This window comes from Pseudonocardia abyssalis (assembly GCF_019263705.2).
Classification (GTDB): domain Bacteria; phylum Actinomycetota; class Actinomycetes; order Mycobacteriales; family Pseudonocardiaceae; genus Pseudonocardia; species Pseudonocardia abyssalis.
The window spans coordinates 972,238-986,719 of the sequence record NZ_JADQDK010000001.1; the positions used below are offsets into that span (position 1 = coordinate 972,238).

The window sequence follows — 14,482 nt, forward strand, 5'->3', positions numbered from 1 at the left end:
TCAGGTCAGGAACAGGTAGATCGCGACCCCGACGCCGAGCACCACGACGGCCCAGCGCAGCACGCTCTCGGGCAGCCGCCGCGCCAGCTTCGCGCCGAGGAACCCGCCGATCAGCGTGGTGGGGGCGAGCAGGGCGACGGCGAGCCAGTCGACGGGCGCGCCGAACGCGAACACCGCCACGGTGACGGTGGCGATCACCAGCGACAGCAGGCCCTTGAGCGCGTTGACACGGCGCAGCTCGTCACCGACGCACAGCGAGAGCGTCGCGACGAGGATGACGCCGAGCGCGCCGCCGAAGTAGCCGCCGTAGATCGAGGCGAAGAAGACCGACGGGAGGAGACCGGCGTTGCGGTCGGGCGCCCCGGCGTCGGGAGTGCCGATCCGCTTCTTGATCCACGGCCCGAGCGCCATCACGACGCTGGCCAGCAGCACCAGCACCGGGACGACGGTGTCGAACACCTCGCCGGGCAGCACGAGCAGCAGCGCGCAGCCGATCGCCGCCCCGACGACGGCGACCCCGGAGGTCAGCAGGATGCGCCGACCCTGCCCGCGGAGCTCCCTGCGGGCCCCGGCGACGATGCCGAGGTAGCCGGGCCACTGCGCCACCGAGTTGGTGACGTTGGCGGCCAGCGGCGGGAACCCGACGGCGAGCAGGGCGGGGAACACCAGCAGCGACCCACCGCCCGCCACCGCGTTGACGCCCCCGGCCAGCAGCCCGGCCACGAGCAGGAACACCAGCGCACCCGGCGACGACACGTCGATCACGGGTGCGACCGTATGCGCCCCGCGCTAGCGTCGCCCGGTGGCCCTGACTCTCATCTTCGACGCCGACGACACGCTCTGGGAGAACAACGTCCTGTTCGAGCGCGTGAGCGAGGACTTCTTCGCCTGGCTCGCCCACCCGGACGACGCCCACGCCCGCGCCGTGCGCGCGGAGATCGAGACCGCCAACATCGCTCTCCACGGCTACGGCAGCGCGGTGTTCCTGCGGTCGCTGCACGACTGCGTCACGCATCTGCGCGGCCGCCCCGCCACCGATGCCGAGCGGGCCGAGGTCGCCGCGCTGGCCACCGCGCTGCTCCAGCACGAGCTGGAGCTGGTGCCCGGCGTCGCGGACGTGCTGGCCGAGCTGGGCACCCGCCACGAGCTGCGGTTGATGACCAAGGGCGACCCCGTCGAGCAGCAGCGCAAGATCGAGGTGTCGGGGCTCGCCGGCCACTTCCGCAGCACGCACGTGGTGGCGCGCAAGGACGTGGCCACCTACCGCGCGCTGGCCGGTGAACTCGCGCTCGACCCGTCGACGACGTGGATGATCGGCAACTCGCCCCGCTCCGACATCCTCCCCGCCCGCGCCGCCGGCCTGAACGCCGTGTTCGTGCCGCACCCGTACACCTGGGCGCACGAGGAGGCCGAGATCGACGACCCGGCCGTCCTCACCGTCGACTCGCTGCACGACCTGCCGGTTCACTTCTGATGGACGAGCCCGGTGACCCCGTCTGCTGGCTGCACCGCCTCTGTGCGGAGTGCGGGGCGATGCCGGCCGACGAGGACCCGGGCGGCCCGTGCTGGCGCTGCGGCACCGTGCCCCCGCGGCCCTCTCCCGACCCCGGTGCCTAGACTGACGACGCGGACGAGCTGGCCGGGCGGCCGCGTCGGCGGTCCACCCGGACCGCCGCCGAGGAAAGTCCGGACTCCGCAGGGCAGGGTGGTTGTCAACGGCAACCCGGGGTGACCCGCGGGACAGTGCCACAGAGAACAGACCGCCTCCCGCGTCTCGTGTCGTTTGCGAGAAGCGGGCGGTAAGGGTGAAACGGTGGTGTAAGAGACCACCAGCACCCCGGGTGACCGGGGTGGCTCGGTAAACCCCACCCGGAGCAAGACCAAGAGGGCCCCGCTCCGGCGGGGTCTGCGCAGGCGTTCGAGGGCGGCCCGTCCGAGTCTGCGGGTAGGTCGCACGAGCCCGTCGGCGACGGCGGGCCTAGATGGATGGTCGCCGGGCGGTGAGCCGCGAGGCGCACCGCTCACAGGATCCGGCTTACAGGCCAGCTCGTCCCACCTCATCGGATCTGACCTGCGGAAACGCGGTTCAAGATCGTTCGCATGGCACGCACACGGCACAAGAATTGAAGATCTTGGTCGAGCAAGATCGATCTCGCTCGATTCTCATCCACTGTGGACGATACGGCGCATGATCCGTTCAGCGGGACCGTTCGAGGACCGCGGCCGCGCCATCGTCTGGCCCGTCCCGGCGCGATCGCGTGCCCGCCGACTGCTCGGACTCCTGCGTCGGCGCCCGCGGGCTACCGCGATGTGGACGACATCGGTACGGGTTCACTCGAGGGTCGAGCCACTGTGGCTGCGGTGTGGTCCAGCGGTGGTCCGCGGCGTGGTCGCCGGTCGGGGCGTGGTCCGCTAGAGCGTGGGCGGCGGTCGGAGGACGGCGTCGATGGCGGCGCGGGTGCGGTCCTCGGAGTCGGGCCAGAGGTGGGCGTAGGTGTCGAGCGTCTCCGCGGCGGTGGCGTGCCCGAGGCGGCGCTGCACGGTCTTGACCGACTCGCCGTGGCGGATGAGGAGTGAGGCGTAGTAGTGGCGCAGGTCGTGGAAGCCGGTGCCGCGCCGCGCTCCCGTGGCTGCGATGGCCGGGCGCCAGATCTGGTAGGAGAACGTGGTGCGCCGGATGCCGCGTCCGTCGTCGTCGGTGAAGACCAGTCCGTCACGGTGGCGGACCGGGAACTGCTCCAGGTGGGGTGCGCAGCGCCCCCACCACCCCGGGGAGCGGGACCGTGCGGTACGAGGCCGGCATCTTGGGCGGGCCGAAAAGAATGGTGGCCGTGCTCGATTCGACGGTCGGTCGGTGGCGGATCTACGAGCTCCGACGTCCGCGAACGCCGCTCACGGCCTTCGGCCAGGGCGAGGCAGTTCCTCAGGCTCGGCAGGTTGTCGCTGCCCGTCCGATCCCGCCGGCGGTTGCTGAGCTTGCGGGTACCGCAGACCTCGATGCTCTCCTCACGAAGTACTGCCCAGGGCAGCGGCGGCAGTCCCGGACCAGGAACTGGGCCGACGGGGATTGGTGACCCGCTGGACGGGGTGGCCCATGAAGCCGCCTCGGTCAGATCCACTTGATGGCGTTGTCGGCCATGCCCGTCTGCGTCGGTGAAATGGCGCAGCCCGCCGGAACAGAGCCAGGTTCGACCAGAAGGCCGCATTGTCTTCGCGTGCGTCCGGACAATCTGTGGGCCAAGCTCGTTCCAGGATGACCTGTCGCTCATCGTGGAGGGGCTCCGTCCCGCTTCGTCCGCCCCGGTGACGCAAGAGGTACGGCGCCACGATGGGCGACTCACTGTGGGTCTGACCCGGTCGGTAGTCCATCGGCGGTGCGGGCGAGTGCGGTGACGGCGTTGAGCCGTTGTCGGATCGACGGTCCGCGACGGCGGACCCCATAGGTGAGCGCGGTGTAGCGGTGGACCGTGTCGAGATCATCCCACCCCAACCGGTCGGCCACCCTGGCCATCACTGCGGCGAGCTCCGAGGGCGGGACGTGGTCGAACTCCCGCGGACCCAGTTCGCGGACCCTGACCGCTTCCTGCTCAGGTAGTCGGAAGGTGCGCGGCTTGATCCCGACCTCGCCAAGGGGGTCGTACTGGATCAGACGTCCCTGCCGCACTGCGGTGGAGACGGCCCGGTTGAGCAGGCGTGCGATCTGCGAACCGACGCGCTGCCCAGCAGAGGAGCGCACATAGACGGAGTGCAGGCGATGCCCCACAATCGGGCCCTCGGCGGCTACGATCTGTACGAGACCGTCGACGAGGTCCTGGCTCCTCGCCGATCCGACGGGAACGAGATCTCCGGAGAACGCCGCGTAGGGATCCAGTTCAGCCAGAGTAGGTTCCTCTGGCGTCGATGCGTGTGCCGCGTCGGCGGGCGAGACCGGCGAGACCGGCGACGGTTCCGATCGGTCGGCCGCCGAAATGGCGACAGGAATCTCGACCGTCGCCGGATCGTCATCAACATTGATCGGCATCGCGGGCTGATCAGTGAGGTCGGCGGGCGCAGGAGGTAGCCATCCCGAAGGATGGATCTCCAATCCCTCCAGCTGTTCCCAGACAACAGCCATGGCTGACGCGGGATCGCGGACGAAATCGGATTCGAGGACGCGGACGAACGTCCAACCGCACCGTTCGAGCTCCCTCTGGCGGGCCATATCGCGCTGGTGGGCCTCGGGCCCGTGCCAGAAGTCGCCGTCGCATTCGACGGCCAGGCGTGCGTGCGCTCCCACTACGACGAGATCGATGCTGTAGCCGAGAGCCGGGTACTGCGGAACGACGCTGTACCCGCGATCGGCAATCCGGTTGCAGACCCGCTGCTCGAACCGCGAGCCGAAGGGCTGGACGACCACGTCCTCGCGTACGGGCGCGGTCACGAACCGCTCGTCGTCGGCTGAGCTGCGGGCGGTGATGCCGTAGCAGTAGTCGAGCAGCTGGAAGCGCATGTCCTCCGGGTTGTGCAGGTCGGCGAGCGGCACCGAGTGGAAGACCCAGACCTGGTCCTTGGCCCGAGAGAATGCGACGTTGTACCGCTGCACGTACTGGGCGCTGGTGAGCGCGGTAATCCGACGGTCGGGTCCGGGTGCCGCGACCATCGACAAGAACATGACGTCCCGCTCAGAGCCTTGGAAGTCCGCGGCGTCGCCGCACCGCAGGTCGCGATCGACCCACTGCTGCGGCGACATCCGCTCGAGCAGCTTCTGCTCGATCGCCTTGGCCTGACCTGAACCCAGCAGCGAGATCACGCCGAAGGTGAGGCCGTCGTAGCGGGGGTCGGCGGCGCACTTCTCGAGCTGATCGACCAGGGCGTCGACCTCGGCCGGGTTCGTTCGGGCGGCCGAGGAGCCGCGCTCATACCCGTCGTGCACGAAGACCGGACAGATCGGTACGAGCCGGTCGGGTCCGAACTGGCGGACCGGGATCAGACGCACGCCGTCCGGCTCGTAGGCGATGCGATTGGAAAAGTTGATGATCTCCGGCACGCAGCGGCGATGTTCGGTCAGGGTGAGCATGCCGCTGAAGCGCATCTTCGCCTCGTCGAAGAGGCTGCGCTGCGGATCTTGCCAGGTGGAGCGGTACTGGTCGTCGTACAAGTGGTGGCGGGCGAGGTCGCGCAGTTCCTGCTGGTCGACGCCCACCGCGCTCGGCGAGACCTGGCGATCGTCACCGATGACCACGATGCGGGGAGCGAGGTACTGCAGGAACGTCGCCTCCACGCCCGCCTGCGAGGCCTCGTCGACGATGACGACGTCGAACATCCCGGGCTCGACGCTGAGCTGGTCAGCGATCCGGTACAAGGGCATGATCCAGACCGGGACCGCGGCACGGCATCGGTCGAGCGCAGCCCGAATCTCGGTACGCCGCTGCTCGCGGTACTTGCCGCCGGTCTTCCCGAAGCCCTTCACCAGGCCCGCGTACTGCTCGAGGCTTGCCCGCGACCGCTGGGTGAGGCGATCCGGACGGACGGCGTGGCCCCAGGCCCGCCTGGACGCGAGTTCCTGCACCTGCCGCCTGATCAGATCTTCGATCTCGACGATGCGATGCTGGACGTCGCCGACATCGGTGCGCACGAGGTTGTCGATCCGAACTCCCGCCGCGGCCCACATCCAAGCCTTCTCGAGGTCGGCGAGGCGGGTCGGCCACAGCGGATCCTCGGGCATCCGCTCGATCGCGTCCGCCAGGTCGGGGGCCGCCGTCCACAGCACGTCACGAGCAGCAGCACGCGCGGCGCACATGGCCCGCACCTCGTGCAACCGCTCCAGGCGCAACCGCGCCGCGGTGTACGCCGCGGGGTCCCGGTCCGACACGGCAGCGCGAAGCTGGGCGACAACTGCTCCGGCGTCCGGGCGGCGGGCCACGTCGTCGATGTCGTCCAACACCTTCTGGATCGCGGCCCGCGCAGTGGTCTCCTGCTCTGCGCTCGCCACCGCAGCGGGAAGCTGCACGACCTCGCTCGTGGTGCGACCGTCCCGCCACACCGTGGGCGGCAGACCCGCGGCCGCGGAGGCTCGGTCCTCCTCGTGGAGCGCGGCACCCAGCCTGAGCAGTCGCTCCAGGAGCGCGTGGGTGTCGGCGTGACCGTGGAGTCGTTCGGTGACGTCGCCCGGGACCTCGGCCCGCGCGGCGGGCGCGGCCCGGTCGAGCGCGTCCAGCAACCGGTGGACGTCCAGCCAGCGGCGGACGGCCGTCAGCTGGTCGGTCGTCGTCGCAGGGACGCCGTCGACCCGCACCCGCTCGAAGAAGTCTGCGGCGTCCTTGACCGGGCGGGCGGTCAGCATCCCGATCCGTGGGGTGCCGTCGCCGCTCACCTTGATCTGGCCGCCCCCCGCGAGGTGCGTCAGTAGGTTCAGGGCGTGGGGGTCGAGCCCGCCGTGCGGCCCGCTCACCCGGACATCGACGACGACGCCCAGCTGGGACACGACCTCTCGCAGGCGTACGAGGAGGGCTCCCATCCGGTCCCGATGATCGGCCCATCGCTGCGGTCGCCCGTCCAACACATCGTTCAGCGCCGCGTTGCGCAACCACGGTTCTGATCGACCGGCCAGCGCACCGGTCTCGGTGACCAACCGCGAGTAACGCTGCCCGAGCGCTTCGCGGTCGGTTGCAGGGAGACGTTCGACCGCTGTGTAGGCAGGGTGGTGGGCGTACTGCCGCAGGCGGGCCGCTTCCTCCTGGCTCGTGCGCTCGACGCTGACCAGCGCGGCGAAGGTCCCCGCGTCCGGCACGGATCGGAGATCGACGAGCACGGACTGCGCCGCGGGCTCGTCGCGGATCAGCTCCTCGTCGAGCAGGGCGGCGTGCCAGCGTAGGACGTCTGCCGAACGCATGGGCGGTTGGTCGTCGGCAGGCGCGGCGAGGTCTTCGATCCAGCCGTGCTCCGCCCGCTCGTCCTCCAGCCGGGCAGCGATCGACGCGGCGGTCCCGGAATAGCCTGTGAAGGTCTTGTCGTCGACCTCGCGCCTACGGGCCTCGGCGAGTGTGTGCTGCAGGGACGCCCGCTGCCGGCGGAGCGCGTCGATCCTCGTGAGGTGCTCGGTGATGGCCCGCCCCGACTCGGCCGCGTCGAAGTCGCCCGCTGCCGCGCCTATGCGTTCCACGGCAACCCGTAGATCGGACATCTCCTCCCGTCCGGCCCCCACGATGGCGACGGCCAGGGGTCGGATCGGGTCCGGGAGCTTCCCACGAACTTCCTTGAGGGCCCGGTCGGTCTGCGCGGTGACCAGGACCCGCTTGCCCTGAGCGAGCAGGTGCGCGATCAGGACAGCGGCGGTATGGGTCTTGCCGGTACCGGGCGGACCCTGGATGAGGGTCTGCGCGTGGCTGTCGACGCGCTGGAGGATGCGCAGCTGCGTCTCGTTGACCGGCAAGGGCAAGAAGGGCTCGTCGTCGATCGTGACGAGAGCACCCGCCGCCGGTTCACCGGAAGTGTCTACGGCCGGAACGGCGTCCGGATCGACGAGCGGTCGCACTCCGGGTGGGACCTGCCCACTCTCCTGGATCTGCGCGACGATCCGCCGGAAGACCTCGACCAGCCCCTGCTGCGATCGGCGGCGCAGGACGAGCGCGGGTGCGAACGCCCCGATCGGGCGGGGCGTGACCGGGGGAGGCGTCATGTCGTCGCGGTACTCGGCGTCCGCCGCGAGCAGGTGCACAACGCGTCGGGCGATCTCACCGGCGTGATCGGGGTCCAGCGGTGAGCCGGCGGCCTCCCGAGCCCGTTCCTGGACGGCGTTGATCGTGGCCGGGTCGCGGATCAGACCGGGGTCGATCATCTCCGTCTCGACCCGGGGTAGCTCGCCGCCGTCGTCCACTGCGACGACGAGCCGCGCGGTGTCCTCGTCGAACGCGACGCGCACGGGCGTCGTGCTCAGGTGCCGGCGGAGAGTCTGACCCTGGCCGGGCCGCCACGCGAGCAGCCCGGTACCGATCACGGTCTCCAGCTCGTCCGGTCGACCGGACGCCTTGACGTAGGTCGCGAACAGCGCGGCGTACACCTCGCGGACCGGTCCGTCCCGCAGCTCTCGGCGCGCCCACTCCTCCCAGGGGCCGAGGTAGGTGGCGAACGCGTCCGCGATCTCGGGATGCTCGCCGAGCGGGTGGTTCTCGTCGTCGAGCAGCGCGGGGGCCTGTCGCGGATCGTCCACCCTGCCCGCGAGCCACGTGCGCAGCTCGGGACCGGGTCGGGGTGGTTCGACGGGTGGGATGCGGTCGATCGTGAGCAGCGAGCCGTCGGCAGCGGTGCCGTCGGTGGTGTACACGGCCGGGTGCTCAGGCAGCTCGTGCCACCAGTGCACAGCGCCCTCGGTGCGGTACGACTCGATGTCCCGCACGATCGGCGCGCGCAGCTGCTGGGCCCTGCCGAGGAACGTGAACAACCGGACGGCGTGGTCGACGAGCGGGTCGGCTGCGGACGTGCTGATCACCGGATGTGCTCTCCTGTCGAGGTCGGACACACCATGAGTACACGACGGCACCGACAGTCACAGATGCCCGAGTCGGAACTCCGCTGTCCGGGCGACGGCGCCACGCTCATCCGGCTTCGCGATGGTGTGTGTACAGCGGCGCCATCGCTTCCATCTGCTCGAGTACGAGCCGGATGGCGTCGAGCTGCTTGTCCGGTGGGTACTTGTGCTTGATGAGCAACCGCTTGATCGACGATCGGAGCTTCGCCCGGACGTCATCGCGGACCATCCAGTCCGTCTTGACGTCTCGGCGCATCACCGCGACCAGCTCCCGTGCGATGGTCGCCAGGACGTCCTCGCCCTGCAGCTCCACCGCCGACTCGTTCTCGCTCACCGCGTCGTAGAACGCCAGCTCGTCCTCGGGCAGCGGCGGGGTGAACCGTTGTCCGCGGTCGCCCTCGGCGGCGACCTCCTTGGCCAGGGCGATCAGCTCTGCGATCACCTCGGCTGACGTGAGCTGCTGATTCGTGTCGACCCGGGTGAGCTGCTGCGCGAGGCGGGACTCGACGTCGACTCCTCCGCGCCCGAGGAGTCCACCCTGCTCTGGCGCAAGCTGTGCTTCCTCGGCCCGTTCGCGCTGCTCACGACGCGGGCGATGGAGCCGATCGGGCCGGCCCGCGAGTCCGGGCCCGACCTGCTGGACTCCCTCGTCACCGAAGCCGTGGCCGCCGCGACGGCAGCCGGGGCGCGCGTCGACGGGGCGGCGGTCCGAGCCCGGCTGGGCGGGATGCCCGCGACGATGCGGTCCTCGATGCTCAAGGACGCCGTCGCCGGGGCCGTCCTCGAGCTCGACGCCGTCGCCGGTCCGGTCCTGCGGGCGGCGCCGGACGGCGCACCTGTCACCCGCGGGATCGTCGCGGAGATCGCGGCCCGCTGAGGCACCCGGGTCCGGCCGTGCCGAGGTACGCGGCCCGGCGGGGCAGGTACCGCCGCGGGTCGTGCCGGCGCCGGACCGGGGCCGGCACCGCCCCGCAGCAGGCGCGCTGCCGGCCTCGATCGGCACCGGGTACCCGACGACCATGAGGCGGGCACCGCGAAGAACCCGGCCGGCAGCGGCGTGAACCCCGGCAGTGCGGCCGCCGGTGTGGCGGGAGCACGCGCCTGACGCCCCACGTCACCCGGCGGCGGACGACCTCCCCGGCAGCGTCGCCGGGTGGCGCCCGGGCCCGGTAGGTCCGACCGGCCCGTCCCGCGGGGACCTTCGCCGGTACCCGCGCCCCGCCACCGGGGACAGCCTGGTGCCGTGCTGCACACCCCCGCGCCGACCTCGACCTGCGGTCCTGCCGAGCTGGAGCTGATCGACGCCTGGTGGCGGGCGGCCAACTACCTGTCCGTCGGCCAGATCTACCTTCTGGACAACCCGTTGCTGCGCGAGCCGCTCGCGGCCGCGCACGTCAAGCCCCGCCTGCTCGGGCACTGGGGCACGACCCCCGGGCTGAACCTGCTCTACGCCCACCTGAACCGGGTCATCCGCGACCGTGACCTCGACGCCCTCTACGTCACCGGTCCCGGCCACGGCGGGCCCGGACTGGTCGCGAACGCGTACCTGGAGGGCACCTACAGCGAGGTGTACCCGTCGATCGGCACCGACGAGGACGGGATGCGGGCGCTGTTCCGGCAGTTCTCCTTCCCCGGCGGTATCCCCAGCCACGTCGCCCCCGAGACGCCGGGCTCGATCCACGAGGGCGGCGAGCTCGGCTACGCGCTGGTGCACGCGTTCGGCGCGGTCTTCGACAACCCCGACCTGCTCGCGCTCTGCGTCGTCGGCGACGGGGAGGCCGAGACCGGGCCGCTGGCGGCGAGCTGGCACTCGAACAAGTTCCTCAACCCCGTCACGGACGGCGCGGTGCTGCCGGTGTTGCACCTCAACGGCTACAAGATCGCCAACCCGACGGTGCTGGCCCGCATCCCGGAGCCGGAGCTCGCCGACCTGATGCGCGGCTACGGCTACGCGCCGCACTTCGTGGGGGGTGACGGGGCGGGCGGTGAGGATCCGATGACCGTGCACGCGCAGCTCGCGGCCACCCTGGACGCGGTGCTCGACGACATCGCCACGATCCAGGCCACGGCCCGCGGCGGGGGAGCGACGGTCCGCCCGGCCTGGCCGATGATCGTGCTCCGCACCCCGAAGGGCTGGACGGGTCCGAAGGAGGTCGACGGGCTGCCCGTCGAGGGCACGTTCCGCGCCCACCAGGTCCCGGTCGCGCAGACCCGGACGAACCCCGCCCACCGCGCGCTGCTCGAGGGCTGGATGCGCGGCTACCGCCCCGAGGAGCTGTTCGACGCCACCGGGGCGCTGGTCCCTGAGCTGCGGGCGCTGGCCCCGCGGGGCACCCGCCGGATGAGCGCGAACCCGCACGCCAACGGCGGGCTGCTGCTGCGGGACCTCACGATGCCGGACTTCCGCGCCTACGCCGTCGCCGTCGACCGGCCGGGGACCGGGTCGAGCAGCGCCACCGGGGTGCTGGGCGGGTTCCTGCGCGACGTGATCGCGGCCAACCCGGACCGGTTCCGGCTCATGGGCCCGGACGAGACCGCGTCGAACCGGCTGCAGGCGGTGTTCGAGACGACCGACCGCGCCTGGGACGCCGAGACGCTCCCCGGTGACGACCACCTCGCCCCCGACGGACGGGTGATGGAGGTGCTCTCGGAGCACCTGTGCCAGGGCTGGCTGGAGGGCTACCTGCTGACCGGGCGGCACGGGCTGTTCACCTGTTACGAGGCGTTCGTGCACATCGTCGACTCGATGTTCAACCAGCACGCGAAGTGGCTCAAGACCACGAACCACATCCCGTGGCGGGCCCCGATCGCGTCGCTGAACTACCTGCTGACCAGCCACGTCTGGCGCCAGGACCACAACGGGCTCTCCCACCAGGACCCCGGCTTCATCGACCACGTCGTCAACAAGAAGTCCGAGGTCGTGCGCGTCTACCTGCCGCCGGACACCAACACGCTGCTGTCGGTGGCCGACCACTGCCTGCGCAGCCGGCACTACGTCAACGTGATCGTCGCCGGGAAGCAGCCCGCGCTGACCTACCTGACGATGGACGAGGCGATCGCGCACTGCACCCGCGGCCTGGGGATCTGGCCGTGGGCCGGCACGACCGACGGCGACCCCGACGTCGTGCTCGCCTGCGCCGGCGACACTCCGACGCTCGAGACCGTCGCCGCGGCGGACCTGCTGCGCACCCACCTGCCGCAGCTGGGGGTGCGGGTCGTCAACGTCGTCGACCTGATGCGCCTCGAACCCGACAGCGAGCACCCGCACGGGCTCCCGGGCCGCGACTTCGACGCGCTGTTCACCCCGGACAAGCCGGTGATCTTCGCCTACCACGGCTACCCGTCGCTGATCCACCGGCTGACCTACCGGCGCACCAACCACCGCAACATCCACGTGCGCGGCTACAAGGAGGAGGGCACGACGACGACGCCCTTCGACATGGTGATGATGAACGACCTCGACCGGTTCCGGCTGGTCATGGACGTCATCGACCGCGTCCCGGGGCTGGGCGCGGCGGGGGCGGTGCTCCGGCAGCGGATGTCCGACGCCCGGGTCGCGGCCCGCGCGTACACCCGCGAGCACGGCGAGGACGATCCTGTGATCGCCGGATGGGTGTGGCCGGAGGGCGGCTGAGGTGCGGGTGCTCGTCGTCAACGCCGGGTCCTCGAGCATGAAGCTGCGGCTCCTCGGCGCCGCCGACACCGTCGAGCGGAGCGCGGACCTGGCCGGGGGCGTCGATCCCGCGCAGGTGACGGACGCGCTGCGCGGCTGGCCCGTGCCCGACGCCGTCGGGCACCGCGTGGTGCACGGCGGGACGTCGTTCACCGTGCCGGTGCGGATCGACGCGGCGGTCCGCGCGCGGCTGGCGGAGCTGACCGACCTCGCCCCGCTGCACCAGCCCCCTGCCCTCGCCGCGCTCGACGCGGTGACCGCGCTGCTGCCGGACGTGCCCGCGGTCGCCTGCCTCGACACCGCCTTCCACGCGACGCTCCCCTCCGCGGCCGCCACCTACCCGGTGCCCCGCGAGTGGCGCGAGCGCCTCGGTGTCCGCCGCTACGGGTTCCACGGGCTCTCGCACGCCTACTGCGCCGGGCGGGTCGCGGAGCTGCTGGGCGGGCCGGTCCGCCGGATCGTCACCTGTCACCTCGGGGCGGGCGCGTCGCTGGCCGCGGTGCTCGACGGGCGCAGCGTCGACACGACGATGGGCTTCACCCCGCTCGACGGCCTGGTCATGGCCACCCGCTCCGGCAGCGTCGACCCGGGCCTCGTGCTGTGGCTGTGCGCGCGCCTGCCCCCCGACGAGGTCGCCGCCGCGCTGGAGTACCGCTCCGGGCTCACCGCGCTCGCCGGGTCGGGGGACCTACGGATCGTCGAGGCGGCCGCGGCGCGGGGCGACCCGGACGCGCTGCTCGCGCTCGACGTCCACACCCACCATCTGGTGGCCGGGATCGCCGCGATGGCCGCGGCACTCGGTGGGCTGGACGCGCTCGCGTTCACCGGCGGGGTGGGGGAGCACTCGGCCGGGGTGCGCGGGCGGGCGGCGCGCGGGCTGGCGTTCCTCGGCGTGGACGTCGACGGACCGCTCAACCGGTCGGCCCGCGGCGACGTCGACGTCAGCACGCCGAACGCGCGCGTCCGCACCCTGGTGGTGACCGCGCGGGAGGACCTCGAGATCGCGCGCGGGACCCGTCGGGTGCTCGCCGGGTGAGGGTCAGCCGGTGCGCAGGACGTGGTCGAGCGCGCGCCGCGCGGTGGACACCAGGTTCGCGGAGTCGGCGTGGGCCCAGCCGACTCGCAGCACGATCTGCGGGAACCGCTGCGGGCCCACGATGTTGCGGCTGATCGCCGCCCGCGTGCTGGCCACCTCCAGCGGCTGGCTCAGCGGGGTGGTGGCGAGGCCGAGGTCGGTGGCGGTCAGCAGCACCGCGCTGGTGGCCTCGCCCGCGCGCAGCGTGCCCACGGCGTCCGCGGTGGCGGCCGAGAGCACCATCAACACCGAGGCGTCGACGTGCTCGATGCTGTGCGGGGGCTGGACCAGGCCGGACCGGGGGAAGGGCCGCATCGGGACGTCGCCGGCCCGCCCACCGGCGACCGCGACGGCATCGGCCCGGATGCCGTCGCCCGAGCCGGTGTAGCGGCCGGTCCACATCGCGAGCTCGGCGGCGTAGCCCGCCTGCTGGCGCTGCAGGGTCGCGGACCGGGTGAGCATCTCCAGGAGCTGCCGGCGTGCGTTGCCCGGCCCCACGACGTGCAGGTGTGCGCCCCACCCCGCGGCCGCACGGACCAGGGCGTCGAGCACGGCCTGGTCGACGTGGCGGGCCGCGAACCGCCTGCGGTCGGTGTGCCGGCGCGGGATCGCCCCGGCCAGCCGCACCGCCCCGGGGGCCGGAACGGCGTCGGTCGGCCGGACGTGCGCGAGGTGGTCGGAGTCCTGCGGGTCGGGGAATCGGTCGACCCGCGCGGAGAAGCCCAGACCGGCGAGCGCGACGAGCAGGTGGTGCAGGCCCGCACCGCAGCTCAGCAGCAGGTCCCGGCCCTCGGGATCGGTGGCGGGCAGGCGCCGGTCCGGGTCGGCGAACAGGTCGACGCCCTCGGGACCGATCCGCCAGCGCCACGGCTGCGAGTTGTGGACCGACGGCGCGTGGATCGCGTACTCGACGGCCCGGCGCAGCACCGCCACGTCGGAAGGGACGGTCGGCACAGGGCACCCTCCGGTTCCGGTCTCCGAGGTGGACGACCGGGTTCCACACCACCGAACAGGCGACCTGCCGGTGACCGGACGCTACGCCGTCGTGCCGCGGACGGGGCCGGGACAGGCCGGATCGGGAGGGGATGTGGTCGCCTCCCGATCCGGGCGGCGCGGAGACGGCGGGTCCGGGCCGCGATCGTGGTCGGTGCGGAGGGCCCACCGAGCGGTGAGCATCGCCCCCGCACCCCCGTCCGCAGCAGGGCCGAAGGTCCCGATCATCCGGGCC

At 72.1% G+C, this 14,482-nt stretch carries 8 protein-coding genes, 1 other RNA gene and 1 pseudogene; 5 read left to right on the plus strand and 5 right to left on the minus strand.

The genetic code is table 11. From position 1 onward, the window contains the following. A complete protein-coding gene (locus I4I81_RS04645) occupies nucleotides 1-765 on the minus strand; it encodes a sulfite exporter TauE/SafE family protein (protein WP_218603241.1) in 765 nt (254 codons plus the stop codon). A gap of 37 nt (nucleotides 766-802) precedes the next feature. Between I4I81_RS04645 and I4I81_RS04650 the strand changes: the two genes are divergently transcribed. Further along, nucleotides 803-1,474 (plus strand): HAD family hydrolase, encoded by a 672-nt coding sequence (locus I4I81_RS04650; protein WP_218603242.1) that lies wholly within the window; start codon nucleotides 803-805, stop codon nucleotides 1,472-1,474. Nucleotides 1,475-1,631: 157 nt separating this feature from the next. After that, nucleotides 1,632-2,054: RNase P RNA component class A (gene rnpB, locus I4I81_RS04655), an RNA gene on the plus strand. 358 nt (nucleotides 2,055-2,412) lie between these two features. On the opposite strand, the gene I4I81_RS04660 is transcribed toward rnpB, so the two are convergent. From I4I81_RS04660 to I4I81_RS04670, 3 genes and pseudogenes are all read right to left on the minus strand, one after another. Beyond that, complete coding sequence (locus I4I81_RS04660) at nucleotides 2,413-2,742, minus strand: tyrosine-type recombinase/integrase (RefSeq protein WP_218603244.1); 330 nt, start codon at nucleotides 2,740-2,742, stop codon at nucleotides 2,413-2,415. A 595-nt stretch (nucleotides 2,743-3,337) separates the two neighbouring features. Continuing rightward, nucleotides 3,338-8,497, minus strand: a complete 5,160-nt coding sequence (locus tag I4I81_RS04665; RefSeq protein ID WP_226363747.1) for a PDDEXK-like endonuclease domain-containing protein — start codon at nucleotides 8,495-8,497, stop codon at nucleotides 3,338-3,340. 76 nt (nucleotides 8,498-8,573) lie between these two features. Further along, nucleotides 8,574-8,963, minus strand: a pseudogene (locus tag I4I81_RS04670) (type I restriction enzyme endonuclease domain-containing protein); the annotation flags it as partial. 96 nt (nucleotides 8,964-9,059) lie between these two features. Here I4I81_RS04670 and I4I81_RS04675 point away from each other — a divergent pair. From I4I81_RS04675 to I4I81_RS04685, 3 genes are all read left to right on the plus strand, one after another. After that, complete coding sequence (locus I4I81_RS04675) at nucleotides 9,060-9,383, plus strand: ketopantoate reductase C-terminal domain-containing protein (protein WP_225925000.1); 324 nt, start codon at nucleotides 9,060-9,062, stop codon at nucleotides 9,381-9,383. A 366-nt stretch (nucleotides 9,384-9,749) separates the two neighbouring features. Next, nucleotides 9,750-12,140: a phosphoketolase family protein gene (locus I4I81_RS04680; RefSeq protein WP_218603243.1), complete on the plus strand. Its 2,391-nt coding sequence runs from the start codon at nucleotides 9,750-9,752 to the stop codon at nucleotides 12,138-12,140. Between the two features lie 37 nt (nucleotides 12,141-12,177). Next, nucleotides 12,178-13,215: an acetate/propionate family kinase gene (locus I4I81_RS04685; RefSeq protein WP_225924484.1), complete on the plus strand. Its 1,038-nt coding sequence runs from the start codon at nucleotides 12,178-12,180 to the stop codon at nucleotides 13,213-13,215. A gap of 3 nt (nucleotides 13,216-13,218) precedes the next feature. Here the strand turns inward: I4I81_RS04685 and I4I81_RS04690 are convergent, their stop codons facing one another. Next, nucleotides 13,219-14,208 carry an Acg family FMN-binding oxidoreductase gene (locus tag I4I81_RS04690; RefSeq protein ID WP_218604390.1) on the minus strand — a complete coding sequence of 330 codons (990 nt, stop codon included), beginning with the start codon at nucleotides 14,206-14,208 and terminating at the stop codon, nucleotides 13,219-13,221. Nucleotides 14,209-14,482 lie beyond the last annotated feature (274 nt).

What these genes read in the sequence shown, in the direction of transcription:
- I4I81_RS04685 (WP_225924484.1), top strand. Translation starts at nt 12,178, where the DNA reads ATGAAGCTGCGGCTCCTCGGCGCCGCCGACACCGTCGAGCGGAGCGCG.